Origin of the sequence: Microbacterium sp. 22303, assembly GCF_052045265.1 — a bacterium.
Classification (GTDB): domain Bacteria; phylum Actinomycetota; class Actinomycetes; order Actinomycetales; family Microbacteriaceae; genus Microbacterium.
The window spans coordinates 184,182-209,897 of sequence record NZ_JBQEOQ010000001.1 but is presented as its reverse complement, the minus strand read 5'-3'; the positions used below and the strand labels follow the sequence as shown (position 1 = coordinate 209,897).

Genomic DNA, 25,716 nt, shown 5'->3' with positions numbered 1-25,716 from the left:
TGCGCCGATCCTCCGACTTCACCGGGATCCTCGCCGGGACGCGTCACTTTCCGCGCGCGACGGACTCTCTTGGTCGATGGCCCGTTCGGGCCCGAAGGTGGGCTCCCATGGGCCGACCACGAGGGAGGATGAAATGCGCAACCCCGAGATGCCGGCTGACGGATCCGACCCCGAACCGGATGGATCGGTCGAACCGGGTGGATCGGTCGAACCGGTCGAGCGGACGATCGACCAGAGGCCGGTGCGACTCGGCGCTGCGTGGGATCTGGCCGTCATCATGGCGGCCGCGGCTGCCGACGACATGGCCGAGGCTGCGGCAGCGAGTCCGATGCCGTCCTGCACGAGGAGCGGCCCTCGCGCCGCCGAGCATCCTCACCCGATCGCTCGCAGGGCGATCGGCTCGGTCCGCGCCTAGGGAAGCACCACGCTCAGTCCGAGCGAGAGCCCGCTCCAGGCGTCCGCCGACGCCGAGAACTCGCCACCACCCGCGCCGATCGGCAGCACGACGATGCCCACCCCGACCGCAGCGGTCGTCGCAGTGGGGGCAGTCGCGTCGGACGTCGTGGCCACGTCCGTCGTCGCAGTCGCGTCGAACGCGGCGGACATGTCGGCTGCGGCGGCCGGCTCGGCCGTCGCAGTCACGGCGGGTTCGTCCGTTCCGGACGAGAACTCCACGGCGCAGGCGGCCGCGACCGTCATCGGCGCCACCTCGGCGGACACCGTCCCGGCGACCCGCACCCCCGCGCCCGGCAGCTCCGTGATCGGCAGCTCCGTGATCGGCGGACTCGGCGCCACAGCTGCAGGCGGCGTCACCGGTACGGGGATCGGAGACGGTGCGAGGGCCGGGCCCGGACCGGGATCCTGCGGGACGTCGACGGAAGCCGAGGGCGTGTCGACCGCGGGGACGGCGCGCATCGCCTGCGCAGGCGCGGAAGGCCCAGGCGGGGCCGTGAGCGCGGGCATGGGACTGACTTGCGCGTCGATCAGTGGCGCGACCGGTGGCGCCACGGTGAAGAGCGCCGTCAGTACAAGGCTCCCGACGGTGGCCGCGCTGACGCCCCCGCCGAAGATCCACGCGAGCACGCCCGCCCCGCCGGTGGCGGTGGTGGCTGCCGCGGCGGCCGTGCCACCGCTGAGCGAGGCGGTGATCGGCAGTCCGGCGCCGGCTGCACCCACCAGGACTGCGGCCAGCGCCCCGCCCTGCGCCCGCGCGACGGACGAGCGCATGCCGACGAGCAGGTCTTCGCAGAGCACGCAGGTGATCAGGTGCGCGGCGACCTCCGCGGCGAGGGCCGCGTTCCGGGGTTGCGCCACGTGCCGAGGGAGCAGCCGCGCGACGTGCGCGTGATCGCCCCGCAGCGACACCGGAACCTGCTGGAGCAGCCATTGGTGCTTCATCCCCGCACGGGCACGACGCTGCAGCGCGGACACCGCGTTCGGCTTGATCCCCAGCGCTCGGGCGATCTCGGGGCGGCGCGCTTGATCGACCTCGGAGAGCCAGAGCACGCGCTGCCAGCGATCAGGAAGCGCGCCGAACGCGGCGAGCACTTCCGCGGAGTCGGACTCGCGCTCGACGTGGCGGAGACCATCCCGCGGATCCGCCACGTCGAGATCCTCCGCATCGAGCACGCGAGCGGCGTCTCTGCGCCACCGGATGGACGTGTTGCGGATCACCGACCGCAGGTACAGCCGGAACGCGAAATCCGGACCCTTCCGACTGGTACGCACCTGCTGATAGATCGCGAGGAAGGACTCCGACACGAGGTCCTCTGCCCGGGACGGATACAGGTGCCCGGCGTAGCGCAGAGCTGCGTCGAAATGCCGCTGCCACAGCACCTCGTAAGCGCCGCCGTCGCCGTCCCGCACCGCACGAAGCAGCTCCGCATCGCTGCGAACCTCGTGCATGGGTTCCTCCCGAAGACGTGCGGACCGACTTCAGTCTGTCATCCCGTCGCCGGATCCTCGTCTTGGTGCTCGTGCGCGTGGCGCGCTCAGGCTCGCTCTGTTGAGGTGCCGGCTGTCCGGCGGGACCAGCGGGCCGACTCTAGCCGAGGGACAGCAATTCGCGTCCGGCTCGCTCACCGGCGGCCTCGGCATCCGGCGCATCGCAGGCGAAGGTGCGGCGGTAGGCCGTCGGCGCGATCCCGACCTCACGCGTGAAGTGATGCCGGAACAGCGTCGCGCTGCCGAACCCGCAGCTCGCGGCGATCTCCTCGATCGACGCATCGCTCGTCTCGAGGACCAGCCGGGCGTGCAGCACGCGCTGAGAGATCAGCCACTGCATGGGCGTGACGCCGGTCTCTGCCACGAACCTCCGCGCGAACGTGCGGGTGGACATGTGGGCGCGCTGTGCGAGCGACCCCACAGAGTGCTGCTCGGCGAGCCGGGCGTTCATGAAGGCGAGGACGTCGACCAGCGCATCGCACTCGGCTTCCGGCACCGGCCGGCTGATGTACTGCCGCTGCCCGCCGTCGCGCTGCGGCGGCACGACCATGTTGCGCGCGATCACGTTAGCGATCCCGCTGCCGAGCTCGCGTCGCACCAGGTGCAGGCTCGCGTCGATGCCCGCCGCAGTGCCCGCGCTCGTGATCAGATCGCCGTCATCCACGAAGAGCACATCGGGATCGATGCGGGCACTGGGATAGCGGCGCTGCAGCTCCTCCGCATATCGCCAGTGCGTCGTGCACGGCCGCCCGTCGAGCAGCCCCGCGGCACCCAGCAGGAAAGCCCCGGAGCACGCGCTCAGCAGGATGGCGCCGCGTGCCGACGCCCGGCGGAGCGCGTCGAGCAGTTCGACCGGATACTCCTCCTCCGGGCGCACCCGGACCGCGGGCACCGCGATCACGTCCGCGTGCTCCATCGCCTCGAGTCCGTGTTCCGGGATGACCTGGGCGCCCACCTGCGTACTCACGGGCCGCCCGGCCTCGAGCCCGCACACGCGGAAGTCGAAGGCCGGCACGTCCGAATAGACGCTGCGGTCGAGCCCGAACACCTCGGTGAGGAGGCCGAACTCGAACACGGCGAGGCCGTCGATCACGGGGAGAGTGACGCTGTGCAGCATGGGGCGATTGTACTGGCTGGATCTTTATGGCGAAAGTCTTTCCGCCATCTGGTGGCAGGATTCGGGCGGTCATAGCTTTAGAGCCATGACCGAGACCAGCGCAACCCCCACTACTCTCCGGATCCCGCGACCCCGCACGGACGCCTTGACGCGCCGCGACGCGGGAACCGCACCGATCACACCGTCGTCACGCCGTCGTGTGCGCCTGGCCCTGCCCGCGTGGCTGCCCCGCGCGGTCCTGCGCCGCGGCGCGACTCCCACCCGCGAGGACGCGCGCGCGCTGCACGACCTGCGTGCCGTGCAGGACCGCAGCGACTGGTGACGGCGCTCCCTCTCGTGGGCGCCGCCATCGAGCCGACGCGCCGGTCGCTCAGCGAACCTCCGGCATCGCGACCTTGAGCTTCGCCCAGGAGCGGCCCTGGGTGTCCTTCAGGATGTCGTATTCGACGTCGACATGCGGCTCGATCGCGCTGTACTTGTCGTTCGGTGCCCCGATGACCAGCTGGAACCCGAGCCCACGCCACGCGCCGATCGCGCGCTTGGTGAAGTGCGCGTCCGCCTTGATGAGGGCCTCGTCCATGAACACCGGGGCGTACCGCGGGCGTTCAGCCCCGGCATCCCCGAGCTGATACCGCAGAGCTGCGCCGACGATGAACGCGATGAGCTCCTGCGACTCGCCACCGGACTTCTCGCCGATGTGGTCGTAGAGCGCGACATGCGCCTTGGTGTCGGCGGTGACCCGCTCGGCGCTCACCCGCACGTGATTGCGCACGTCGATGAGATCGGCGAAATCCGGCGCCGAGCGCCGCAGGTGCCCGATGAGCCGAGACATCCGGCGATAGGCGTGTTCTCGCTCCTGATCGGTCGAGGCTGCTTCGATGAGCCCGCGCACTTCGCGCAGATCACGACGGAAGCGCTTTCGCGCTTCGGACTGACTCTCGCGGGTGGTGATCTGCAGGCGGTGGTGATCGTCGTAGAACGGCAGGTCCTGCATGATCCGGTTGATCGGCTCGATCCGCTCGCGGATCTCCCGCAGCGCCCGTCCGAGCGTGGAGTCGAGGTTCGTCAGGTCGTTGCCGGACAGGTGCACCAGGCTGTCCCGCCATTCGCTCTCGAGCTGATGCAGACCGCTTGTCTCGAGGGCGGTGAGGATGCTCTCGAAGTCGTCGACATACAGATCCGGATCCGCGAGCAGGTTCGGGTTCTCCCAGCGCTCCAGGAAGCCGGTCATCAGGCGGCGCATGGCCTCGCGCTGCTCGTGATGGGCCTCGAACGCCGCCGTGCGGTCCTCGGTCAGCCGCGCGCCGGCGGTCTGCAGGGCGCCGTCGAAACGCTCCAGCAGCACCGACGGGGCCGCCTTGGCCGATGCGGGCGTGGCGAAACGGGCATCGAGATACTGCGCCTGCTCGGCGTCGACCGCACGACCGGATCCGGCCGCCGCCTCGATGAGGGTCTGCCCGGCATCCACATCGTCGGTGATCTCCCCCCAGCGCTGCTCGACGTGCTGACGTTCCGCGACGGCTGCGCCGATCTCCTCCCGCAGCTGCCCGGCAAGCCGCTTGGCCTTCTCGATCTGCGCACCGATCCCGGCGATGTCCGGGTTCTTCTCGGCGACCTCGGCCTCCACTCCGCGCCAGCGCTCCTGCTCGGCGACCAGTGCGTCGACATCGACCCGATCCCAGATGACGTCCACGACGCGCGCGAAGGCAGCGCGCTCAGCATCGAACCCGTCCAGTGCCGCCTCGGCCGCGGCGACCGCCTCCTCGGCGCGATCGAGGGCCGGCCGCAGCTCGCTCACCGCGTGTTCCAGTTCGCGCAGCCGCGTGCGGTTGGAGAATCCGAGCACGTTCGTGCGGCCGTGGCCGCCATGCGCACCCTGATCGCCGCGGGAGATCTGGCCGGCGATGGTGAGCGCCTGCTCATGCTGTACGAGATCTGCCGCGGTGGGCACGCACACGAAGCCGAACCGCTCGGCGAGCCGCACCTGCAGCCAGCCCGTGAACGGGGTGTCGGCGTAATCGAGCCGGCCCGGCAGCCGGTCGTCCGCTCCCCCGCCGCTCGCGCGGAGGCCTGTATGCACGCCGTGGTAGGTGAGCCGGCGCGGTGTGCGCACGCCGTCGATCGCGGTGCGGAACCGGTCGAGGTCGGCGACGTCGAGGAGCACCGTGGTCGCGAAGCCTCCGAGGGCGAGGTTGAACGCCTCCCGCCACGGCTCGTACTCCGTGCGGACCTCGATCAGCTCCCCCACGAACGGCAGCTGGTGCGGCTCGAGCCCGGCAGCCGCGGCGAGCAGCTCGCGCGAGCGGTACAGGTCACCGGGGATGTTTCCCGAGAACCCCGAGGCCTCGTCCAGCGCGCGCTCGCGCTGGACGAACTCGGCTTTCAGCGCGTCCCGCGCGCGCCGTGCATCGGCCCAGGCGTCGCGAGCCCGGCCCTTCGCGCCCACGTCGGAGAGCACCGTACGGGCGCGCGCCACGAGCTTCTCGAACTGCGTCCGGCCGTGCACCTCGGCGCCGAGTGCGCGTGCGTCCTCGTCGAACCTGGCACGGAGCGTCCGCGCCTCGTCGAGGCGACGTTCCACGCCGCGGAGCTCGCGCTGGGCGGTCTCGAGCCTGTCACCGCCCCGTTCGCGCAGCAGGTCGCGCAGTCCGTCGTGCTCGGCCTCCGCCGCCTCCGCCTGCACGCGCTTCTCGCGCACGAGCACATCGAGAGTGCGCGTGCGATCGCGCAGCTCGTCCTCGACATCGCGGAGCAAGTCCATGCGCCGCTCGGCACGCCACAGGGAGGCGATCGAGTCCGGATCCTCGAACACGCCGACCTCGTCGATGAGCGCCATCCGCACGGCTGCCGCATCGATGCGGTGACGCAGGTCGCGGATCGGCTCGAGAGCGGCAACCTGCTGTCGTGCGACGAGCATCCGCTGCTTCGTGCTCTCCAGCTCGTCGAAGTGCTGCGTCACGGCGTCCGCGGTGCGCATGGTCTCGGGCTCTTCGAGCACCAGTCGCTTGTACAGGTCGTCGACCGTGGTGATCTGCTGTCCCGCCTGAATACGCGCGAGCAGGCTCATCGCATTCGATCCGGACCCTGCAGCGCCGATGCCCAGCACCGAGTGCAGCCGCGCCGAGAACTCGCGGTCCGTGCCCACCGGCTCCAGGCCTGCGGCGCGCACGGAGGCATCGGTGAGGCGCTGCGCAGCGGCCCGCTCGAGCACGGCCAGGTCGAACGCGGCGTTCGTGGTGGCGCGCACGCGCACCGTGTCCTCAAGCACGCGTGCGCCGGCCGGGATGTACCAGGCGCGCACCGCGGTGAAGCGCGAGCCGTCGTGGTCGAGCCACGTCATCGCGATCGCGGTCCAGGTGTCCTCCCCGTCGCCGCGGAGCACCTGCACCTTCGTGCCCTCCTCGGTGCGTGTTTCGTCGAGCTTGCCGCGACCATAGGAGAGCACGTTGCGCTGCTCGTCGCCGCGCGGGCGCCCGGTGACACCGCCGTTCGACGCGCCGTTGAACGGGGTGGTGTGCGGCATCATCAGTGCGATGTACGCGTCCATGAGCGTCGACTTGCCGGATCCGGATCCGCCGCAGAGCAGCGTGGCCGCGGGCGAGAACCGCACGCGGTGGGGTCCGCCGTCGTAGCCGCCCCAGTTCACGAGCTGCAGGTCCTCCGCGACCCACTGCTGTCCGCGGGAGGCGGTGGGGATCAGTCCGAAGAGCGTGTCGATCATCGTCATGACAGGGCGTCCTCCAGGACTTCCTCGGCGTCCGAGACGACGTCGAACGCGACGCTCTCGGCGCCGGACAGGCGGGCGGCGGCGGTCTCACGCAGCCAGTCGCGCAGCTCGGTGAGCTTCTCCGCGCTCAGCACGACCTCCACGAGAGGTCCGATCCGATAGCGGCCGGTGGTCTCCTCGCTGATGATCCCGTCGTTCGAGAGTTTGCGCATCGCGTCGCGCACGGCTTTCTGGCGACGCGAGATGTCACCGTCCGCGTCCGTGAAGTAGCTGAGCACCGTCGCCTCGACGTCCTCGATGTCGATGCGGGGAGCCGCCTCGCCCGAGGCGTTCTCGCGCTCGTAGACGGTGCGCAGGTGGACGAGCACGAGGGTCTCGGAGCGCGTGTAGGGCGTGTCCCGCAGCAGGATCGGGATGTCGAGCTCGTCGATGCGGACCTGCTGCTTGTAGGCGAGTCCGCGCGCGTGGTCCACGACCAGCCGGATGTAGACGTCGTTGAGACGCGATTCGATCACGCTCTGGTGGTCCAGGAGAGTGCGCCATTCCGTGCGGTTGCGGTCCGCGAGCAGGAAGCGCCGATGCAGGATCAGCGCGAGAGTGCGCCGCACCTCGGGATCGAGCACTCCGCGGTCGCCCGGGAACAGTTCGGCGAGGTCTTCCTCCATCGCGACGGGCTCGATGAACCCGGAGGCTCCGGTCCGGTCATCGGTCATGATTGCTCTTCCTTCCTCGCCTGCACGGTCACGGATCCGAACGCGAACCGCCGTGCCGTGCCGTCGGGGCGCACGGCTTCCACGATCGAGACGCCTTCCCCGTCGGAGAGTCCGTTGCGGTGGGCGATCTCGAGCAGGCCGAGCAGGTCGACCGGGCGGCGGGCACCCTCGCCGATCGCCTGGAACGCCTCCCCCAGATCGAACGCGTCGCCGAGCCCGGCGACGTACTCCTCGAGCTCCGCATAGTGCGGGCCGCCCCAGGCGCGGGTGTCGGCATCGACGAACTCGACTTCCTGGCCCTGCGTCGCCAGGGCCGCCGGCGCTCCTGGCGGGCGGATGTCGCCGAGCGACTGGCGCAGGTGACCGATGCTCGTCACGGGCAGACGACGCAGCGGATCCACGGGCGTCTCAGGGGTGCGGGTCTGCGTCCACGCCTGCAGGCCGGCGATCACATCGCGCAGCAGTTCGTCGACCTGGCGGTCCCGGGCGGGATCATGCGTGCGCACCTGGCCGGCGATGACGTGCGAGGCACGGCGCTGGGCTGTCAGGACCTCCTGCACGCCGAGTTCCATGCGCCGCCCGATCATGTCGAGTTCCGTTCGCTGGGTGACATCCAGCAGCTGGGCGAACGGGCGCGCGAGCAGCCCGTGCAGCTGATCGGCCAGCGCGTCGATCCGCTCAGGATCGCCGATGAGGCGCAGCGCTCCGGCGAACGCCTGCCCCTCGCGCGTGGACTGCATGACCTGCTGACCACGCAGCAGGTATTCCCGCAGCACCTCGCCGGTCGGACGCTCGTCGCGGCGCAGATCGCGGATGACATCGCGCTGCATGGCCTTGATCGACTCCGCGACGCGGGTGAAGTCCGCGGGCAGACCCCGGGAGAGGTGCAGCACGTTCTCGGCCTCTTCGAGCAGCTCATCGTCGGGGACGGGATCCGCCGAACCGTCCTCGAGCGCCACGATCCGGGCGTCGAGCTCCGCTCGCTCGGCACGCAGCCGCGCGAGGCGTCGCGCCGGGTCGCCGTCCGCGTCTCCGGCGAGACGCTCCACGGCCTCGAGCAGGGTCCGCACGCGGGAGTTGGAGACGCGCGAGCCGCCGCCCGTGAGATCGGCGATCTCGAGTGCGCGCACGGCATGCGCGGTCAGCCGATAGACCTCGTTGTCACCATCGATCTGCTGACCGAGCCAACCGACCTTGACCCAGTACCGGCAGACTTCTCGCCCCGACGTGGCGGGCAGCCGCCGGTCGTCGCCCTCGTAGCCCGCTGCACGCAGTTGGTCCAGCATCTCGCCGACCTCGACATGCGCGTCGGCGACGGCCACGGTCGGACGATCGGCGGAGAACATCTGGCTCAGCACCGCGACCACGAAGGGCGCATACCGGCCGTGCAGCAGATCGAGCGTCGGCGTCTTGAACGCCGCGAGCGCGCGCAGATAGGCGCCCTCTGCTCTGGATCCCGTCACGATCGCACCCCAACGACAGTCGCCGACACGTACCGCGCCCCCTCGCTCCCGCTGATCCGACAGACGACGAAAGCCCCCGGCGAACCGAGGGCTTTCAATGGTGGACCTGAGGGGACTCGAACCCCTGACCCCCTGCATGCCATGCAGGTGCGCTACCAGCTGCGCCACAGGCCCAGACGCTGTTCGCGGCTTCCCGCGACAACTCATTCAGCCTACAACATGGCTGTCTCACCGCGCCAATCGAGAGGGCCGCTGCGAGCCGCCGGGCGTGTCATGCCCACGGTCACGCAGAGGGCAGCGTGCTGAAGGCGTCCCGGATCGCCAGCACCAGCTGGCGGACCGCGGTGGACGGGCCGCGCGTCGATCCCTCCGCCGATGTCGCCACAAGGACCGAACGCACGAAGGACGGATCCTCGATCGGACGCAGCACGATCCCCGGATGCGAACCGCCGACGGCGAGACTGGGCAGCAGCCCTACGGCGAGTCGGGCCGCGATCATCCCGAGCATGACCTGGAAATCGTCCGTGCGGATCGCGACGTCGAGCGTGTGTCCCCGGGCGGCGAACGCGTCGATCACGATCGTGTCCATCGGGTCGTTCCCCGCTGCGGCGAAGAGCCACCGCTCCTGCCACAGAGTGAGCAGCGTCGGCACGTCGATCGGCCTCGGGGTCGCGAGCGGATGGCCGGCGGGCAAGGCCAGCAGCAGCGGGTCGCGATGCACCTCCCGAGTCGCGACATGCGTCCGGAACGGCAGCTCGTATCCGGGCACGGTATAGACGAGCGCGGCGTCCAGTCCTCCGCGGTTGATCCGGTCCACGAGCGTCGGCACCTCCTCGAGCATCGCGTCGACCTCGATGCCGAGATCGTCGACCCGGGGCACGACCGACGGCAGGATCTTCGCTCCCGCCGTGGGAAAGGTCCCGAAGCGCAGACGCACCCGCCCCATGGACGTCAGCTCTCTGGCGTCCCGGATCGCGCGCTCGCCCAAGGTGAGGATCTCCTGCGCCCGTTCGAGCAGCAGCGTGCCCACCGGGGTCAGCCTGCTGCCGCGCGACGAGCGGATCAGCACGGGCGAGCCGACGAGGCGCTCGAGGTTCTTGAGGTGATAGTCGACCGTCGGCTGCCCCCAGGCGAGCCGTCGCGCGGCGGCGGTCACCGACCCCTCGGCGTGCACGGCGCGGAGTGCTTCCAGCTGTCGCAGATCGAGCATCGAAACCAACCTCCTATGTCGGATCAGGCCTCTCTTGCGGCTGAGTCACATACAGGATATGTGGCCCAGGAGAATTTCCGGGATTCCGTGCGAGCCGGAAAATCCGCACCATGGACCAATGCCGTCCTCCGCCTCGTTCACCGTCGACCCGTCCACGTCTGCGATGTCGGCGTCGTCGATCGCGGATTCCCGCCACCGCGAGACTCCGTACGCCGACGCGCTCGAGCGCCACGCGAGCCGATCGCCGATCCAGCTGATGGTCCCCGGCCACAGCGGCAACAGCACCGGCATCAGCGCCCGCCTGGCGGAGTACTTCGGCGAGCGCGTGCTGCAGCTCGACGTGCCGATGCTCCTCGACGACATCGACCTCGGCGAGAACTCCCCGCTCTCGCAGGCCCTCGACCTCGCCGCCGATGCCTGGAGCGCGCGGCGCACCTGGTTCCTCGCCGGTGGCGCTTCGCAGGCCAACCGGATCGCGGCGCTCGCGGTGCGCGGCCTCGGCGCGAACATCCTCTCCCAGCGCAGCGCGCACTCGAGCTTCAGCGACGGGGTGCTCACCGCCGGACTCACGCCCTCGTTCGTGCTCCCCTCGGTCGATGCCCGCTACGGGATCGCGCACGGCGTCTCCCCCGCCGCCCTCGACGACGCCCTGACCGCCGCGGCCGACCGCGGTCAGCCGGCGAACGCCGTCTACGTCGTCTCGCCCAGTTATTTCGGCTCCGTGGCCGACATCGCCGGTCTCGCCGAGGTCGCGCACGCGCACGGCGCCCCGCTGATCGTGGACGGAGCCTGGGGGCCGCATTTCGGCTTCCACCCCGAGCTCCCGGAGTCGCCGACCCGCCTCGGCGCCGACCTCGTCGTCTCGAGTACGCACAAGCTCGCCGGATCCCTCACGCAGTCCGCCATGCTGCACCTCGGCGACGGCCCCTTCGCGGACCGCCTCGAGCCGCTCATCGAGCGCGCCGTCTCCACCACGTCATCGACCTCCTCCTCGGCGCTCCTGACGGCCTCCCTCGACATCGCGCGGCACGCGCTCATGACCGAGACGGAGACGATCGGCCAGTCGATCGCCGGGGCGAACGCGTTCCGCGCCGCGCTGCGCGAAGATCCGCGCTTCTCCGTCGTCAGCGACGGCTTCGACGCGTTCGACGACATCGTCGCGACCGACCCGCTCCGCGTGCCGATCGACGTGTCCGCCACAGGCGTGAGCGGCCACTGGCTCCGCCAGCACCTGCTGGAGGTCGAGGGCATCTACTTCGAGATCTCGACGGCTACCGCGCTCGTGGCCCTGATCGGCGCCGGCAAGACCCCCGACCTCGAACACGTGCTCCGCGTGCTCTCCGCGGCGGTCGATTCGGACGAGGCGCACGCAGAGCGCGCCCAGGCGGATACCGCCGGCTTCCCGGCGCTGCCACCCTCCGGTGCGCTGCGCATGCTCCCCCGCGACGCATACTTCGCGGGCACCGAACTCGTCCCCGCCGCGGAGGCGGTCGGCCGCATTTCTGCCGACACCCTCGCCGCCTATCCTCCGGGGATCCCGAACGTCATCCCGGGCGAGGAGATCACGGCGCAGACCGTGGCCTTCCTTCAGGCCGTGGCCGCGTCTCCCAGCGGATACGTCCGCGGTGCGGTCGATCCCGACGTGGCCTTGTTCCGGGTGACGAGAGCAGACTGACCCCCGATCCTGCCGAACCCGGATCGCGCAGGCTCACACATCCAATCAAAGGAGACTGGAATGACCACCATCGCCCAGCAACTGCTGCGCCGGAAGCCGACCACGCCGGTCGGCGCCGGCGAAGTCCACCTGAAACGCAGCATCGGGCTGTTCTCGCTGACCATGATCGGCGTCGGCGGCACCCTCGGCACGGGGATCTTCTTCATCCTGTCGCAGGCCGTGCCCGTCGCCGGTCCGGCGGTGATCTGGTCATTCGTGATCGGAGGCGTGGTGGCAGGTCTCACGGCGCTCTGCTACGCCGAGATGGCCGGCGCCGTGCCGGTGTCCGGATCCACCTACTCCTACGCCTACGCGACTCTCGGCGAGGGCACGGCGATGGCGGTCGGCGCATGTCTGCTGCTGGAATACGGCGTCTCGACCGCGGCGGTCGCGGTCGGCTGGTCCCAGTACGTCAACCAGCTCCTGCAGAATCTGTTCGGCTGGCAGATCCCGGTGCAGCTGTCGCAGGCTCCCGAGCAGGGCGGCATCGTCAACGTCCCCGCCGTCATCGTGATCGTGCTGTGCGGCCTGCTGCTGATGCGCGGCGCCCGTGAGTCGACTCTCGTCAACAGCATCATGGTGGTCGTCAAGATCGCGGTCGTGCTGTTCTTCTGCGCGATCGCCTTCACCGGCTGGAACGCCGACCATTTCCACAACTTCGCGCCGGCGGGCTTCGCCGGCATCGTCGGCGGCGCCGGCATCATCTTCTTCTCCTTCGTCGGTCTGGACGCCGTCTCGACCGCCGGTGACGAGGCGAAGAACCCGAAGCGCAACCTGCCGCTCGCGATCATGTTCGCCCTCGGCATCATCATCACGCTGTACGTGCTCACCTGCCTCGCCGCCCTCGGCGCCCAGGCCCCGGCGAAGTTCGAGAACCAGGACGCAGGCCTGTCCGCGATCCTGCAGAACATCATCGGATCCACCTGGCCCGGCACGGTCGTGGCGATCGGCGCGATCATCTCGATCTTCTCGGTCACCCTGGTCTGCCTCTACGGCCAGACGAGGATCCTGTTCGCGATGTCGCGCGACGGCATGATCCCCCCGGTCTTCGCGAAGGTCGACCCGCGCACCCTCTCCCCCGTGAACAACACGATCATCGTCGTGATAGCGACGAGCATCCTCGCGGCCGTCGTCCCGATCAACTTCCTCGCCGAGATGACCAGCATCGGCACGCTCGTCGCCTTCCTCGTGGTGTCGATCGGCGTGATCATCCTGCGCGTGCGCGAACCCGAGCTCGAGCGGGGCTTCCGCCTGCCGCTCGGCTGGACGATCCCGATCCTGTCGATCATCGGCTGCATCGCGATCATCACCCAGCTGCGCGTGATCACGATCGTGGTCTTCGTGATCTGGGCGGCAGTGTTCCTGGTCTTCTACTGGTTCTACGGGCGCACGCACTCGGCGCTCGGGGTGGGCCATCCGGTCGTCGCCGCCCCGGACGTCCCGTACACCACCGCCGTCGCCCAGCCGAGCACGGACGCCGTGCGCCAGGCCGCCGCCGAACGCCGGACGGACGGCGACCGATGAGCCTGCTCGTCGGCCTGAGCCCCGCGAGCCGCTCGGCGTCGGTGCTGCACCTCGCCGCGATGCTGGCGCGGTCGGCGGACACCGACCTGATCGTCACCACGGTGATCCCGGAGACCTGGCCGCGCTCCGTGGGACACGACGATGCGGAATGGCACGCGTTCACCCGCGACGCCGCGAACGCCGTGCTCGACCACGCCGCCGCGGTGCTCGGCGGATCGGTGCCTGCGCAGTTCGTCGTGCACGAGGCATCGTCCGCCCGGCGCGGCTTGCTCGAGCTCGCCGAGCTCCGCGACGCGGGCATGATCGTGATCGGATCCTCGTCCGCCGCTCCGCTGGGACGGATCGCCCTGGGATCCGAGAGCGACGCGCTGCTGCACGCCTCCGCGGTACCGGTGGCGATCGCACCGCGCGGCTTCCGCACCAAGGGGGACGCCAGGGTCGGTCGCGTCACCGCGGCCTACCGCGGCACGGACTCGTCGGCGGATCTCGTCTTCGGCGCGGCGACCGTGGCCGGGTCGGTCGGTGCGGCCCTGCGGATCGCGTCGTTCGCCGTCGTGCCGAACGTCTCCGGCACGGCCGGGGCGGGGTTCGACGCCGAGCGGAGCATCGCCGAGCAGTGGGCCGACGACATCCACGCCCACACCGCACAGCTGCTCTCGGAGGTCTCCGCCCTTCCGGACGCGCCGGAACTCGCCGGCACTGTGATCGGCCTGGGCGACACGTGGGAGTCCGCCGTGGATGACGTGGAGTGGGACGCCGACGAGGTGCTGGTCGTAGGATCGAGCAGTCTCGGGCCGATCGCCCGGGTCTTCCTCGGATCCAACGCGACCAAGGTCGTGCGGCACTCCCCCGTGCCTGTCGTGGTCGTCCCGCGACGCGCCCTGGATCCCGCCTGACGCCGCCACCCCGAACCGAACCGCACCGCACCGCACCGCACCGCACCGCACCGCACCGACGCGAAGGACGCAGAACATGCCGCACCAGATCCTCGACCTGTTCCCCGCCGGGACCACCGTCGATGCCGACGGCACCCTGCGCTTCGGGGGGTGCCGGGTCGACGACCTGGCGCGCGAGTTCGGCACGCCCGCGATCGTGGTCGACGAGACCGCACTGCGGGCGCGTGCCAGGGAGTACCGCACCGAGCTGACCTCGCGCTGGCCGAAGGCCCGTGTCGTGTTCGCGTCGAAGTCGTTCCCGGCGACCGCGGTGCAGCGCGTCATGGTCGAGGAGGGCCTGGGGCTCGACGTCGCCGGCGGCGGCGAGATCCTCAGCGCCCTCCGCGCCGGGGTGGATCCGGCCCTCCTCGTCTTGCACGGCAACGCCAAGTCGACAGAAGAGCTGCAGATCGCGGTGGACGCGGGCCTCGGCCTGGTCGTGGTCGACAACGCCGACGACGTCGACCGGCTCGAGCAGATCGTGCCGGAGGGCCGTCGGCAGGACGTGCTCGTGCGGATCATCCCCGAGGTCGAGTCCTCCACGCACCCGCACGTGCAGACCGGGCAGGTGGGATCCAAGTTCGGGCTCACGATCCCGGTCGCCAAGGAGCTCATCGCGCGGATCGAGGCCAGCCCGAAGCTCTCGATGCGCGGCGTGCACGCGCACGTCGGCTCGCAGATCATGGATCCGTCCGAGCTCGCCGCCGCCGTCGCCCCGCTCGCCGAGCTCGGCACCTTCCCTGTGTACGACCTCGGCGGAGGGCTCGGTGCGCGCTACACCTACGACGAGCATCCGGCGAGCGTCGCCGAGTACGTCGAAGCGCTGCTCGCCGCCGCCCGAGAGCATCTTCCGGCGGACGCCGAGCTCATCATCGAGCCCGGCCGCAGCATGGTCAACGGCTCGGCGATGACGCTCTACACGGTCACGACCGTGAAGCGGGACGCACGGACGTTCGTCGCGGTCGACGGCGGGATGGGCGACAACCTCGAAGTGGCACTGTTCGCGCAGCGTTACGAGGCCGCCCTCGCCGGCCGCCTCGATGACGAGGCCGTGGAGGACGTCGTCGTGGTCGGGCGGCACTGCGAGTCGGGCGATGTGCTCATCGACCCGCTGCGGCTGCCCGAGGTCCACGTGGGCGACCTCCTCGCCGTCCCCGCCACGGGCGCGTACACGCACACGATGGCCAACAACTACAACGGCTACCGTCGCCCGCCGGTGGTCTTCGTGCACGACGGACAGGCCCGTGCGGTGATCCGCCGGGAGACCTGGGACGACCTCTTCGACCGGGACCTCTGAGCCGGCATTTGGAAACTCCACGTCGGGGTCGTTGAGCGAGCACGGCCGAAGGCCGAGCGAGACAGCCCCGGACAGGGGTTCAGGCCGCGGAACGGGTCACCGTGACCTGGATGCTCTTCATCAGCGGCTGGTCGCTCTGCGCGCTGAAGTCGGCGTGTCCGATGAGCACGTTCAGCTCGGGCATGTAGCCGGCGGCGCAGCCCTGAGGCAGGTCGTACGGCACCGCGCGGAAGCCGTGCACGGTCCGGGTGGATCCGTCCTTCGACGTCGAGCGGATGTCGACCAGATCCCCCTCGGCGATGCCGCGCGCCCGCATGTCGTCGGTGTGCAGGAAGACCAGCTCGCGCAGGTTCTTCACGCCGCGATAGCGATCGTTGTTCGAGTAGATCGTCGTGTTCCACTGATCGTGCGAGCGCATGGTCTGCAGCACCAGCGTCTCCGCGGAGGCCGGGATCACGTCGGGCAGCGGAGCATGCGAGAACTCCGCCAGACCGGATTCCGTGTCGAACACGCGCTCCCGGGCGGGCTGCGGGATCCGGAAGCCGTGCCGGCTCTGGATCCTCTGGTTGAAGCCCTCGAAGCCAGGCAGCACCTGAGCCATGACGTCGCGGATCCGGTCGTAGTCGGCGACGTAGGCATCCCAGGGCGTCTGCGACTCAGGGAGCGTGGCCTTTGCGATCCCCGCGATGATCGCGGGCTCCGAGCGCAGATACGCGGACGCGGGGCGCTTGCGCCCCACCGAGAGGTGCACCATGCTCATGGCGTCCTCGACGGTGACGCCCTGCGGGCCGCCTTCCTGCTGGTCGCGCTCGGTGCGTCCGAGGCAGGGCAGGATCAGCGCCTTCTCCCCGTGCACGAGATGGCTGCGGTTGAGCTTGGTGCTCACCTGCACCGTCAGCGCGCAGCGGCTCAGCCCCTCGGCCGTGTACGACGTGTCGGGCGCCGCGAGCACGAAGTTGCCGCCCATGCCGACGAACACCTTGACCGTGCCGTCGTGCATGCCGCGGATCGTCTTGACGGTGTCCAGGCCCTGGTGGCGCGGCGGGTCGATGCGGCAGACCTCGGCGAGCCGATCGGTCCACGCGGGCGGGCGGTGGTCGATGCCGCAGGTGCGATTGCCCTGCACGTTGCTGTGCCCGCGCACGGGCGACGGCCCTGTGCCAGGGCGCCCGATGTTGCCGCGCAGCAGCAGCAGGTTCACGATCTCGCGCACCGTGTCCACGCCGTGCTCGTGCTGGCTCACACCCAGGCACCAGCTGATGATCGCGCGCTCCGAGCCGAGGTAGACGGCGGCCGCCTCGCGGATCCGCTCCTCGCTGAGGCCGGACTGGCGCACGAGCTCGGCCCAGGGCGTCGCTTCGACGAGCGCGCGGTAGTCCTCGAGCCCGTTGGTGTACTCGCGCAGGAACGCGGCGTCGAGCACGGTCGGATCCGCCTGAGCCGCCTCGAACACGACCTTCGCCATGCCGCGGATCAGGGCGAGATCGCCGCCGAGCCGCACCTGAAGGTTCATCGTGCTCGTGTCGGTGCTGCGGTTCAGCGCCATGTCGACGAACTCGTGCGGCACGATCGTGCGCGTCGCGCCCGCCTCGACCAGCGGGTTCACGTGCACCACCTGCGCACCGCGGCGCACCGCGTCGGACAGGGCCGTGAGCATGCGCGGCGCGTTCGACGCCGCGTTCACCCCGAGCACGAACAGCGCGTCGCACTCCTCCCAGTCCTTGAGGTCGGCGGTGCCCTTGCCGGTCGCGATCGACGCCGTGAGCGCACGCCCCGACGCCTCGTGGCACATATTCGAGCAGTCCGGCAGGTTGTTGGTGCCGTACTCGCGCACCATGAGCTGGTACAGGAACGTCGCCTCGTTGCTGAGCCGGCCCGAGGTGTAGAAGCTGGCTTCGTCCGGGCTGTCCAGGCCGCGCAGCTCCGCCCCGATCAGGGCGAACGCATCGTCCCACGTCATCGGCACGTATCGATCGGTCGCGGCGTCATAGCTCATCGGCTCGGTGAGGCGTCCCTCGTTCTCGAGGTCGAAGTCCGTCCACGTCGAAAGCTCGGCGACCGTGTGCGCCGCGAAGAACTGCCGGTCCACCCGCTTGTGCGTCATCTCCCACGTGACGTGCTTGATGCCGTTCTCGCAGATGTCCAGTCGCAGGTTGCCGAGGTCGTCGGGCCAGGCGCAGCCGGGGCAGTCGTATCCGGACCTGCCGTGGTTCATGATGAGCATCGCGCCGGATCCCGCGATCGGCTCGCGCTCGCGGAGCAGCACCTGGCCGACGGACTTCGCGGCACCCCAGCCCGCGGCTGGGTGCCGATAGGGCTTGCGGGACCAGGAAGCGGTCGTGCGCGGTCCGTATCCGCCCTGCCGGGGCTCGCGCGGCATGAGCCCGAAAGCCGTCCCTCCACGTGCGTCCACGTCGTCGCTCATCGTTCTGCCTGTCCTTCCCGCGCCGAGGACTCACCGCGCGTCGCTGCATCGATCCGCACGCGCTGTGCGTGCGCGTACACGTTCATGGACTGCCCTCGGACGAACCCGATCAGCGTCAGCCCCGACTCGTCCGCGAGCTCGACCGCCAGCGAGGACGGCGCGGAGACCGCGGAGAGCACCGGTATCCCCGCCATGACGGCCTTCTGCACCAGTTCGAAGCTGGCTCGGCCGGACACCTGCAGCACGGTGGACCGCAGCGGCAGCCGTTCCTCCTGGAGCGCCCAGCCGACCACCTTGTCCACGGCGTTGTGCCTGCCGACGTCCTCGCGGATGACCAGAAGCTCGCCCGTGACCGCGTGGAAGAGCGCCGCGGCGTGCAGTCCGCCGGTCTTGTCGAATGCGGCCTGCTCGGCCCGGAGCCGACCGGGCAGCTCCGCGATCCATGCGGCGTCGACCGCGACCTCGTCGGGCGAGGACGGGGCGAAGTGGGACGTCGTGCGCACGGCATCGATGCTGGCCTTGCCGCAGACGCCGCAGGAACTGGTCGTGTAGAACCGCCGCGCCTCGTCGGCGCTGGGCAGCCGCACCCCCGGTGCGAGCGTCGTATCCAGCACGTTGTAGGTGTTCGCAGCTCCCCCGGTGCCGGGGCCGCCGCAGTGGATCGCGGTGCGGAAGTCGGAGCTCTGGGAGATCACGCCCTCCGAGACGAGGAACCCGATCGCGAGTTCGACGTCATGGCCCGGGGTGCGCATCGTGACCGCGAGCGGGGCACCGGCGATGCGGATCTCCAGCGGCTCTTCGACAGCGAGCGTGTCGGCGCGACGACGCACGCCCTCTCCCAGTGCGATCCGAGTGACCGGCCGCAGCGTCGTGATCCGTCCCACGGCTCGACCTTACTCGCGGATCCGCCGTCCGAAGTCCCGAACGCCAGGTGTTTGTCGATCCGTGCGACGACACGGTGCCCGGGCACAGATCGTCCGTCCCGCACGCGCTCGAGAAGGCGCGTGACCGGCACCGATCCGCGGTGGTCGAAGGCGGATCGGGATGACCGATCCCGAGGCCCGCCTCGGTCAGTCCTGTTCGGAGGGCACGCCCAGCGGCGCGGGCTCGGCGATAGGCACCACGGGGCAGTCCTTCCAGAGACGCTCCAGGCCGTAGTACGTGCGCTCCTCCTCGTGGAAGACGTGCACGATCAGGTCGCCGAAGTCGAGCAGCACCCAGCGGGCTTCGCTGCGTCCCTCTCGGCGCACGCGCTTGTAGCCCGCTTCGATCATCTTGTCCTCGACCTCGTCGGCGATCGCGGCGACGTTGCGCTCGCTGTTGCCGGTGACGAGCAGGAAGATGTCCACAAGCGGCAGCGGCTCGGACACGTTCAGCGCGAGCAGATCCTCTCCGCCCTTGGAACGGGCCGCGTCGGCGGCGATCTGCAGCATGTCTGCGGCGGAGGGCGACTGCATCAAGAGAAGGCTCCTGTGGTGATGGCGACGATGAGCGCGCCGACCAGGGCGACGGCGAGGGCGCCGGCGGTGATGGTCAGTGCGAGCATGAGCTTGTTGCCCTTTTCGGGCTCGGGCGGGCGGATGACCTCGCCCGCGGGCTTGATCGTTCCGATCGCCGCGCTGGCGGCAATCGGCGTGGGCGACGAGGCAGGGGCGAGTTCGCCGTCGACGAGCACGGCGTCGACCTCCTTGCCGTCGGCGACGCCGTCGGCGTGACCGCGTGAGCCGAGGCCGGAGGGCAGCTCATAGCTGCCGGTGACGAGGATCTCGCCGGTCGAGGCGACAGGGCCCGACAGCGACAGGCCGCCAGGAGCCTGCTGGAAGATCAGGGCGTTCGGCGCCGCGTGGTGCGACCCTGTGGAGTCCCCGATGAGCGCATCGAAGGAGTCGGCCTGCGGCGTCCGAGGCTGCTGTGCGAGCACGCGCTCCCCGAAGCCGGGGTTGAGGGTCGATCCGGAATCAGCGGGAGCCGACTTCGGCAGGGGCCGCGGCGTCTCTTCGGCCGACATCGGCGTGGCCGGAGCCGCCGGTGCGGGGTTCTCGGCAGCGGACCACAGAGCGGACTGCTCAGACGAGAACGGCAGGTCCACAGGTGTTGAATCGGGCTCAGCCGCCGGCATCGCGGCGGGCACCGCAGGCAGCAGCGGTGAGGGCGCGGGGTCTGCCGGGCGGGCGGGGACGACGGGGCGCTCGCTCTCCGCGCCCCGGGGCGCGGCCGAGACGGGATCGGCGTGCCACGTGCGTCCGGTCTCCTCCTCGGCGCGCATGACCGAGGAGACCGAGACCGGCGCGACGTCCTGTTCGGCGTCGTCGACGCCGTCCTGTTCGTCGGCAACCCGGGTCGGCGCGGCGGTTGCGGCCGATCCGTACGAACGGCGACGGCTCGGATAGCTGGGGCGGGGCACGTCCGTGATCATCCCCGCCTGCTCGGGTGCGGCGGGTGCGGCAGGCGTGGGCGTGGGCGTGACGGGCGCAGGTGCCGGCGGCACGCTGAACGAAGGAACCGCCGGGCCGGCAGAAGTCTGAGACGCGGACGGCGCGGACTCCGCCGCCGACGATGCGCTCTGGGATGACGGATCAGACACCGGCACCGAGCCGGTGCGGATCCGCTCCTGCTCCCGCACCTGGCGGCGGGTGAGCGGCTCCTCGCCCGCGACGGAGTCCTGGGATTCGACGGAGCTCGGCGCGGCCGCGCTCTCGGTGACAGGCTCAGCCACCGGCGCTGCCGTCGTCTCGATGACGGGCTCCGGAGCGGCCGGGGCCGCCGGTGCGGCGTCGGCCTGCTGACGTGCCGCCTCGGCCTCCTCAGGAGTGACGATCGGGGTCGATCCGGTGAGGCGGGCCTCGCGCATCTGCTTGCGAGTCAGCTGGCCGCTGCCAGATGACTGATCAGCAACGTGCTGGCCGCTGCCAGATGACTGATCAGCAACGTGCTGGCTGCTGCCGGATGACTGATCAGCAATGTGCTGGTGCTGATCCGATGTGCTCATGACGTGCTCCGATAAAGATGATGCTTCGCGATGTACTGGACCACTCCATCCGGCACGAGGTACCAGACCGGATCCCCCTCGCGGACGCGGGATCGACAATCTGTCGACGAGATCGCGAGGGCCGGGACCTCCAGTTGACTGACGTCAGCCGGTGGCAGACCGTCCGTGCTCAGCACATGACCAGGTCGGGATACGGCGACGAAGTGGGCGAGGTCCCACAGTTCATCATGATCCCTCCAGCTGAGAATCTGCGCCACGGCATCCGCGCCGGTGATGAAGAAGAACTCCGCATCAGGACGCTGCGCCTTCAGATCCCGCAACGTGTCGATCGTGTAGGTGGGCCCGTCGCGGTCGATGTCCACGCGGCTCACGGTGAAAGACGGGTTCGACGCCGTCGCGATCACCGTCATCAGGTAGCGGTGCTCGCTGTCCGACACCCCGCTCTTCTGCCAGGGCTGCCCGGTGGGCACGAAGACGACCTCGTCCAGTCCGAACGAGTGCGCCACCTCGCTCGCCGCGACCAGGTGCCCGTGATGGATGGGGTCGAACGTCCCGCCCATCACGCCGATGCGCGGCGCAGGAGTGGTCGTCATCGGATCAGCTCAGTGACCGTGACCGGCTCCGTTTCCTTCATGACCGTGCTCCGCGGCCCACGCCTCCGCCTTCCGGCTGTGACGGTTGGCGACGTTGCGGTAGGAGAGAGCGACCAGGCCGAGGAGCGCGAACACGCCGGCGGCGATCAGCCCGAACGGAAGCGTCTCCAGCGCCACGTTGCCGTGGTGCTCGGGGGTCTCGGCTGCGGCCTGCACGAGCTGTGCGACGAGGTTCATCGATTCTCCAGAGTGATCAGGGTGGATCTCAGCTCCCCAGTCTAGCCCTCAGCCGCGGGTCTGCCCCGACCCGCGCGCGAGCCACTTGGTGCTGGTCAGCTCGGCGAGTCCCATCGGGCCCCTGGCGTGCAGCTTCTGCGTCGAGATGCCCACCTCGGCACCGAAGCCGAACTCGCCGCCGTCGGTGAACCGCGTCGACGCGTTCGCCATCACGACGGCGGAGTCGACCTCGGCCAGGAATCGCTCGATCGCCAGGGCATCCGTGCTGATGATCGACTCGGTGTGGCCTGTGCTGTACTGCCGGATGTGCGCGAGCGCCTCGTCGAGATCGTCCACCACGCGCATGGACAGATCGAGGCTCATGTGCTCGGTCCCCCAGTCCGCATCCGTCGTCGGGACAGCCGCGGGCACGAGCCGGCGGATCTCCTCGTCGCCGTGGATCGTGACGCCCTGCGCGATCAGGGCGTCCGCGACCTCGGGGACCAGCCGGTCCGCGGCGCCTCGGAGTACGAGGACGGTCTCCACCGCGTTGCACACGCTCGGACGCTGCACCTTGGCGTTCACGACGATGTCGCGTGCCCAGTCCAGCGGTGCCGTGTCGTCGAGCACGATGTGCACCACGCCTGCGCCGGTCTCGATGACGGGCACGGTCGACTCGGTCACCACGGTCTCGATGAGCCCTGCGCTGCCGCGCGGCACGAGCACGTCGATGAGGCCGCGCGCGTGCATCATCGCGGTGGCGCCGGCTCGGCCGAAGTCGTCCACGGTCTGGATCGCCTCCGCGGTCACGCCGGTCGAGGCCAGCGCCTCGCGCATCACACGCACCAGCACCGTGTTGCTCTCCCTGGCGGCGCTGCCACCGCGCAGCACCGCGGCGTTGCCCGAGCGCAGCGCGAGCGCGGCGATGTCGACGGTGACGTTCGGGCGCGCCTCGTAGATCGCGCCGACCACGCCGAACGGCACCCGCACCTGTTCCAGGGCGACACCGTTGGGCATGCGGTGCCCGCCGATGACGCGACCGACCGGATCCGGCAGCGCCGCGACCTCCCGCACGGCGGCGGCGAGTGCTTCGATGCGCTTCTCGTCCAGGCGCAGACGATCCAGCAGCCCATCGCCGATGGCTTCTGCGACGCCTCGGGCGAGGTCACGGGAGTTTGCGGCGATGATGTCGTCCGAGGCGGCGACCAGCGCGGCAGCGATCGCGTGCAGCGCCGCGACCTTGCCATCGCTGGTGAGCTGCGCCGTCTCGCGGGCCGCCTCCTTGGCGGCGCGCATCCGCGTCTCGGGCGAATCCGGCCCGTCCTGCGCGGAGGCGTCGGCGGGCACGGCGAAGTCGGCGATCACGGTGGACATGCGGTCAGTGTACCCACGCTCCGCACCCCGGGGACCCGGATGACGGATTCAGACCGCCGGTTCGAACCAGGTGCCGATCTCGGCGCCGGAGAGCGCATCGGAGACCAGATCCGCGCTGGTCACGAGCACGCCGATCCCGCTCGCCGCTGCGAGGCGCGCGGCGGAGACCTTGGTCGCCGCTCCCCCGGTGCCGACGCCGTTCACGACGGTCGCGCCGAACTCGAGACCGGAGAGGTCGGCACCCGCGGCGACGACGTCGAGCGGCTCGGCCGCGGGGTCGGAGGGCGGCCGGGTGTACAGCGACTCCACGTCGCTGAGCAGCACCAGCGCGTCGGCCCCGGTCAGCTGCGCCACCAACGCGCCGAGCCGGTCGTTGTCGCCGAAGCGGATCTCCTGGGTGGCGACGGTGTCGTTCTCGTTCACGATCGGCAGCACCCGCAGCCCGAGCAGGCGCTCCATGGCGCGGCGGGCGTTGCTGCGCGATGTCGGATGCTCCAGATCACCGGTGGTCAGCAGCACCTGCCCCGCCACGATGCCGTGCGGTCGCAGGGCCTCTTGGTAGCGGTAGATGAGCAGGTTCTGACCGACGGCGGCCGCCGCCTGTTGCGTGGCGAGGTCGGTGGGCCGCGCGTCGAGCTGCAGGAACGGGATCCCGGTGGCGATCGCACCGGAGGAGACCAGCACGATCTCGGTTCCGCGTGCGTGCGCGTGCGCCAGCGCCTCGACCAGCAGCGGAATGCGCCAGGCTCCCTCACCGCTGATGGACGAGGATCCGACCTTCACCACGATCCGCGTCGCCGCGGGCAGATCCGCCCGCGTCAGCGCCGTCACTGCGCGTCCTCGCCGGCTCCCGCCTGGCGGACGTCCTCGGCGCGCTCGCTGTCGGCGTCGTCCGCCGCCGTGCGAGTCGCCAGGCGCTCGCGCTCGTCCTCGGCGCGCAGTGCGGCCCTGGCATCCATGCGCTCGTGGTACCGCTCGCGCCGCTCGTTGGTGGTGCGTCGGGTGTTCGGATCGAAACGCGAGTCCAGACCGCGCGGTGACGTGATCAGTTCGGCCGCGGAGGACATCTGCGGCTCCCAGTCGAACACGATGCTCTCGCCCGGGCCGATCACGACCGTGGATCCCCGCACCGCGCCCAAGCGGAACAGCTCGTCCTCGACGCCGAGCTTCTCGAGCCGGTCGGCGAGGTAGCCCACCGCCTCCTCGTTCTGGAAGTCGGTCTGCTGCACCCAGCGCACCGGCTTGTCGCCGAGGATCCGGTACACGTTGCCGTAGCTGCCGCCTTCGACGCGGATCTCGAACTCGCGCTTCGAACCCCGGGGGCGGATGACGATGCGCTCCTTGGGAGCCTCGGCGGCTGCGGCCAGCTCGGCACGGTGCGCGTCGACGATCTCGCCGAGCGCGAAGGTCATCGGACGCAGCCCCTCGTGCGAGACCGTGGAGATCTCGAACACGCGGAACCCGCGCTGCTCCAGCTCCGGGCGCACGAAGTCGGCGAGCTCGCGCGCCTCCGGCACATCGATCTTGTTGAGGGCGATCACCTGCGGGCGCTCCAGCAGCGGAACCTGCCCTTCGGGCACCTCGTAAGCGGCGAGCTCGGCGAGGATCACGTCGAGATCGCTGATCGGGTCGCGGCCCGGCTCGAGCGTGGCGCAGTCCAGCACGTGCAGCAGCGCGGAACACCGCTCGACGTGCCGGAGGAACTGCAGACCGAGCCCGCGCCCCTCGCTCGCGCCCTCGATGAGGCCGGGCACGTCCGCCACGGTGTAGCGGGACTCACCGGCCTGCACGACGCCCAGGTTGGGATGCAGCGTGGTGAACGGGTAGTCGGCGATCTTCGGCCGCGCGGCGGAGATCGCCGCGATCAGGCTCGACTTGCCCGCCGACGGGTAGCCGACCAGCGCGACGTCGGCGACGGTCTTGAGCTCGAGCACGACGTCGCCCTCGAAACCGGGGGTGCCCAGCAGCGCGAATCCCGGAGCCTTGCGCTTCGGCGTCGCCAGCGCGGCGTTTCCGAGGCCGCCGTGGCCGCCCGCGGCGGCGACATAGCGCTCGCCCGGAGTGACCAGGTCGGCCAGGACCTCACCGTCCGGTGACTTGACGACCGTGCCCACCGGCACGAGCAGCTCCAGGTCCTCGCCGTCGTAGCCCGCGCGGTGGTCGCCCATGCCGAAGCCGCCGTTCTGCGACGTGCGGTGCGGCGAGTGGTGGTACGACAGCAGAGTGCCGGTCTGCGGGTCGGCGACGAGCACGATGTCGCCGCCGTCGCCGCCCTTGCCGCCGTCAGGCCCGCCGAGAGGCTTGAACTTCTCCCGGTGCACCGACACGCAGCCGTTGCCGCCCTTGCCCGCGCGCAGGTGCAGCGTCACCCTGTCGACGAACGTGACCATGCGGATCCTCCTGGGTTGCGGGACGGGCACTCACCGAAGCGTGCCGGGATATGGAAACGGGGCGAGCCGAAGCCCGCCCCGTTGC

21 protein-coding genes and 1 tRNA gene are annotated in these 25,716 nt (G+C 70.4%); 6 read left to right on the top strand and 16 right to left on the bottom strand.

The genetic code is table 11. The annotated features are described in order from the left end of the window. The first annotated feature begins 133 nt into the window (after positions 1-133). Entirely contained in the window at positions 134-415 is a 282-nt protein-coding gene (locus tag ACTJI8_RS00990) for a hypothetical protein (RefSeq protein ID WP_440731558.1), read from the top strand. Here ACTJI8_RS00990 and ACTJI8_RS00985 read toward each other — a convergent pair. Both ACTJI8_RS00985 and ACTJI8_RS00980 read right to left on the bottom strand, forming a co-directional pair. After that, the gene (locus ACTJI8_RS00985; protein ID WP_440731557.1) at positions 412-1,905 is read right to left on the bottom strand and encodes a sigma-70 family RNA polymerase sigma factor; all 1,494 of its coding nucleotides are present in this window, start codon (positions 1,903-1,905) and stop codon (positions 412-414) included. The genes ACTJI8_RS00990 and ACTJI8_RS00985 overlap by 4 nt on opposite strands. A 139-nt stretch (positions 1,906-2,044) precedes the next feature. Then, positions 2,045-3,061 carry a helix-turn-helix domain-containing protein gene (locus ACTJI8_RS00980; RefSeq protein WP_440731556.1) on the bottom strand — a complete coding sequence of 339 codons (1,017 nt, stop codon included), beginning with the start codon at positions 3,059-3,061 and terminating at the stop codon, positions 2,045-2,047. A gap of 85 nt (positions 3,062-3,146) precedes the next feature. On the opposite strand from ACTJI8_RS00980, the gene ACTJI8_RS00975 reads away from it, so the two are divergent. Beyond that, on the top strand, positions 3,147-3,383 hold the full coding sequence (locus tag ACTJI8_RS00975) for a hypothetical protein (RefSeq protein ID WP_440731555.1): 237 nt from the start codon (positions 3,147-3,149) through the stop codon (positions 3,381-3,383). Between the two features lie 48 nt (positions 3,384-3,431). Here ACTJI8_RS00975 and ACTJI8_RS00970 read toward each other — a convergent pair whose 3' ends face one another. The 5 genes from ACTJI8_RS00970 to ACTJI8_RS00950 form a co-directional block, all read right to left on the bottom strand. After that, positions 3,432-6,788 (bottom strand): ATP-binding protein, encoded by a 3,357-nt coding sequence (locus ACTJI8_RS00970; RefSeq protein ID WP_440731554.1) that lies wholly within the window; start codon positions 6,786-6,788, stop codon positions 3,432-3,434. Continuing rightward, positions 6,785-7,501: a DUF4194 domain-containing protein gene (locus tag ACTJI8_RS00965; protein ID WP_440731553.1), complete on the bottom strand. Its 717-nt coding sequence runs from the start codon at positions 7,499-7,501 to the stop codon at positions 6,785-6,787. Before ACTJI8_RS00965 ends, ACTJI8_RS00970 begins: the two co-directional genes overlap by 4 nt. Further along, positions 7,498-8,964, bottom strand: coding sequence for a DUF3375 domain-containing protein (locus ACTJI8_RS00960; RefSeq protein ID WP_440731552.1), 1,467 nt, complete (start codon positions 8,962-8,964; stop codon positions 7,498-7,500). The genes ACTJI8_RS00965 and ACTJI8_RS00960 overlap by 4 nt, the downstream gene beginning before the upstream one ends. A gap of 98 nt (positions 8,965-9,062) precedes the next feature. Continuing rightward, a tRNA-Ala gene (locus tag ACTJI8_RS00955) sits at positions 9,063-9,138 on the bottom strand. 109 nt (positions 9,139-9,247) lie between these two features. Then, complete coding sequence (locus ACTJI8_RS00950) at positions 9,248-10,174, bottom strand: LysR family transcriptional regulator (RefSeq protein ID WP_440731551.1); 927 nt, start codon at positions 10,172-10,174, stop codon at positions 9,248-9,250. A 118-nt stretch (positions 10,175-10,292) separates the two neighbouring features. On the opposite strand from ACTJI8_RS00950, the gene ACTJI8_RS00945 reads away from it, so the two are divergent. The 4 genes from ACTJI8_RS00945 to lysA all read left to right on the top strand — a co-directional run bounded on the left by ACTJI8_RS00945 (position 10,293) and on the right by lysA (position 15,644). Beyond that, the gene (locus ACTJI8_RS00945) at positions 10,293-11,849 is read left to right on the top strand and encodes an aminotransferase class I/II-fold pyridoxal phosphate-dependent enzyme (RefSeq protein ID WP_440731550.1); all 1,557 of its coding nucleotides are present in this window, start codon (positions 10,293-10,295) and stop codon (positions 11,847-11,849) included. Between the two features lie 60 nt (positions 11,850-11,909). Next, positions 11,910-13,412 carry an amino acid permease gene (locus tag ACTJI8_RS00940; RefSeq protein WP_440731549.1) on the top strand — a complete coding sequence of 501 codons (1,503 nt, stop codon included), beginning with the start codon at positions 11,910-11,912 and terminating at the stop codon, positions 13,410-13,412. Next, on the top strand, positions 13,409-14,308 hold the full coding sequence (locus tag ACTJI8_RS00935; protein WP_440731548.1) for a universal stress protein: 900 nt from the start codon (positions 13,409-13,411) through the stop codon (positions 14,306-14,308). The genes ACTJI8_RS00940 and ACTJI8_RS00935 overlap by 4 nt, the downstream gene beginning before the upstream one ends. Positions 14,309-14,384: 76 nt before the next feature. Beyond that, complete coding sequence (lysA, locus tag ACTJI8_RS00930) at positions 14,385-15,644, top strand: diaminopimelate decarboxylase (protein WP_440731547.1); 1,260 nt, start codon at positions 14,385-14,387, stop codon at positions 15,642-15,644. A 79-nt stretch (positions 15,645-15,723) separates the two neighbouring features. Here the strand turns inward: lysA and ACTJI8_RS00925 are convergent, their stop codons facing one another. The 9 genes from ACTJI8_RS00925 to obgE all read right to left on the bottom strand — a co-directional run bounded on the left by ACTJI8_RS00925 (position 15,724) and on the right by obgE (position 25,631). Next, on the bottom strand, positions 15,724-18,069 hold the full coding sequence (locus tag ACTJI8_RS00925; RefSeq protein ID WP_440731546.1) for an FdhF/YdeP family oxidoreductase: 2,346 nt from the start codon (positions 18,067-18,069) through the stop codon (positions 15,724-15,726). Next, the gene (gene fdhD, locus ACTJI8_RS00920; protein WP_440731545.1) at positions 18,066-18,953 is read right to left on the bottom strand and encodes a formate dehydrogenase accessory sulfurtransferase FdhD; all 888 of its coding nucleotides are present in this window, start codon (positions 18,951-18,953) and stop codon (positions 18,066-18,068) included. Before fdhD ends, ACTJI8_RS00925 begins: the two co-directional genes overlap by 4 nt. A 186-nt stretch (positions 18,954-19,139) precedes the next feature. Continuing rightward, the gene (gene rsfS / locus ACTJI8_RS00915) at positions 19,140-19,526 is read right to left on the bottom strand and encodes a ribosome silencing factor (RefSeq protein WP_440731544.1); all 387 of its coding nucleotides are present in this window, start codon (positions 19,524-19,526) and stop codon (positions 19,140-19,142) included. Next, positions 19,526-20,920: a hypothetical protein gene (locus tag ACTJI8_RS00910; RefSeq protein ID WP_440731543.1), complete on the bottom strand. Its 1,395-nt coding sequence runs from the start codon at positions 20,918-20,920 to the stop codon at positions 19,526-19,528. The genes rsfS and ACTJI8_RS00910 overlap by 1 nt, the downstream gene beginning before the upstream one ends. A 134-nt stretch (positions 20,921-21,054) precedes the next feature. Next, positions 21,055-21,651 carry a nicotinate-nucleotide adenylyltransferase gene (gene nadD / locus ACTJI8_RS00905; protein ID WP_440731542.1) on the bottom strand — a complete coding sequence of 199 codons (597 nt, stop codon included), beginning with the start codon at positions 21,649-21,651 and terminating at the stop codon, positions 21,055-21,057. Between the two features lie 9 nt (positions 21,652-21,660). After that, a complete protein-coding gene (locus tag ACTJI8_RS00900) occupies positions 21,661-21,888 on the bottom strand; it encodes a hypothetical protein (RefSeq protein WP_440731541.1) in 228 nt (75 codons plus the stop codon). Positions 21,889-21,936: 48 nt separating this feature from the next. Further along, on the bottom strand, positions 21,937-23,163 hold the full coding sequence (locus ACTJI8_RS00895) for a glutamate-5-semialdehyde dehydrogenase (RefSeq protein ID WP_440732416.1): 1,227 nt from the start codon (positions 23,161-23,163) through the stop codon (positions 21,937-21,939). Positions 23,164-23,289: 126 nt separating this feature from the next. Continuing rightward, on the bottom strand, positions 23,290-24,072 hold the full coding sequence (proB, locus tag ACTJI8_RS00890) for a glutamate 5-kinase (RefSeq protein ID WP_440731540.1): 783 nt from the start codon (positions 24,070-24,072) through the stop codon (positions 23,290-23,292). Next, positions 24,069-25,631, bottom strand: coding sequence for a GTPase ObgE (gene obgE, locus ACTJI8_RS00885; RefSeq protein ID WP_440731539.1), 1,563 nt, complete (start codon positions 25,629-25,631; stop codon positions 24,069-24,071). The genes proB and obgE overlap by 4 nt, the downstream gene beginning before the upstream one ends. Positions 25,632-25,716: the final 85 nt, after the last annotated feature.

Excerpts from the sequence above, each read along its gene's own strand:
- ACTJI8_RS00980 (WP_440731556.1), bottom strand. The coding sequence starts at position 3,061 with ATGCTGCACAGCGTCACTCTCCCCGTGATCGACGGCCTCGCCGTGTTC.
- obgE (WP_440731539.1), bottom strand. The coding sequence starts at position 25,631 with ATGGTCACGTTCGTCGACAGGGTGACGCTGCACCTGCGCGCGGGCAAG.
- nadD (WP_440731542.1), bottom strand. The coding sequence starts at position 21,651 with ATGACGACCACTCCTGCGCCGCGCATCGGCGTGATGGGCGGGACGTTC.
- ACTJI8_RS00900 (WP_440731541.1), bottom strand. The coding sequence starts at position 21,888 with ATGAACCTCGTCGCACAGCTCGTGCAGGCCGCAGCCGAGACCCCCGAG.
- ACTJI8_RS00985 (WP_440731557.1), bottom strand. The coding sequence starts at position 1,905 with ATGCACGAGGTTCGCAGCGATGCGGAGCTGCTTCGTGCGGTGCGGGAC.
- ACTJI8_RS00965 (WP_440731553.1), bottom strand. The coding sequence starts at position 7,501 with ATGACCGATGACCGGACCGGAGCCTCCGGGTTCATCGAGCCCGTCGCG.
- ACTJI8_RS00990 (WP_440731558.1), top strand. The coding sequence starts at position 134 with ATGCGCAACCCCGAGATGCCGGCTGACGGATCCGACCCCGAACCGGAT.
- ACTJI8_RS00925 (WP_440731546.1), bottom strand. The coding sequence starts at position 18,069 with ATGAGCGACGACGTGGACGCACGTGGAGGGACGGCTTTCGGGCTCATG.
- ACTJI8_RS00935 (WP_440731548.1), top strand. The coding sequence starts at position 13,409 with ATGAGCCTGCTCGTCGGCCTGAGCCCCGCGAGCCGCTCGGCGTCGGTG.
- ACTJI8_RS00950 (WP_440731551.1), bottom strand. The coding sequence starts at position 10,174 with ATGCTCGATCTGCGACAGCTGGAAGCACTCCGCGCCGTGCACGCCGAG.
- rsfS (WP_440731544.1), bottom strand. The coding sequence starts at position 19,526 with ATGCAGTCGCCCTCCGCCGCAGACATGCTGCAGATCGCCGCCGACGCG.
- ACTJI8_RS00975 (WP_440731555.1), top strand. The coding sequence starts at position 3,147 with ATGACCGAGACCAGCGCAACCCCCACTACTCTCCGGATCCCGCGACCC.
- ACTJI8_RS00910 (WP_440731543.1), bottom strand. The coding sequence starts at position 20,920 with ATGCGCGAGGCCCGCCTCACCGGATCGACCCCGATCGTCACTCCTGAG.
- ACTJI8_RS00970 (WP_440731554.1), bottom strand. The coding sequence starts at position 6,788 with ATGACGATGATCGACACGCTCTTCGGACTGATCCCCACCGCCTCCCGC.
- ACTJI8_RS00945 (WP_440731550.1), top strand. The coding sequence starts at position 10,293 with ATGCCGTCCTCCGCCTCGTTCACCGTCGACCCGTCCACGTCTGCGATG.
- ACTJI8_RS00940 (WP_440731549.1), top strand. The coding sequence starts at position 11,910 with ATGACCACCATCGCCCAGCAACTGCTGCGCCGGAAGCCGACCACGCCG.
- ACTJI8_RS00895 (WP_440732416.1), bottom strand. The coding sequence starts at position 23,163 with ATGCGCGCCGCCAAGGAGGCGGCCCGCGAGACGGCGCAGCTCACCAGC.
- lysA (WP_440731547.1), top strand. The coding sequence starts at position 14,385 with ATGCCGCACCAGATCCTCGACCTGTTCCCCGCCGGGACCACCGTCGAT.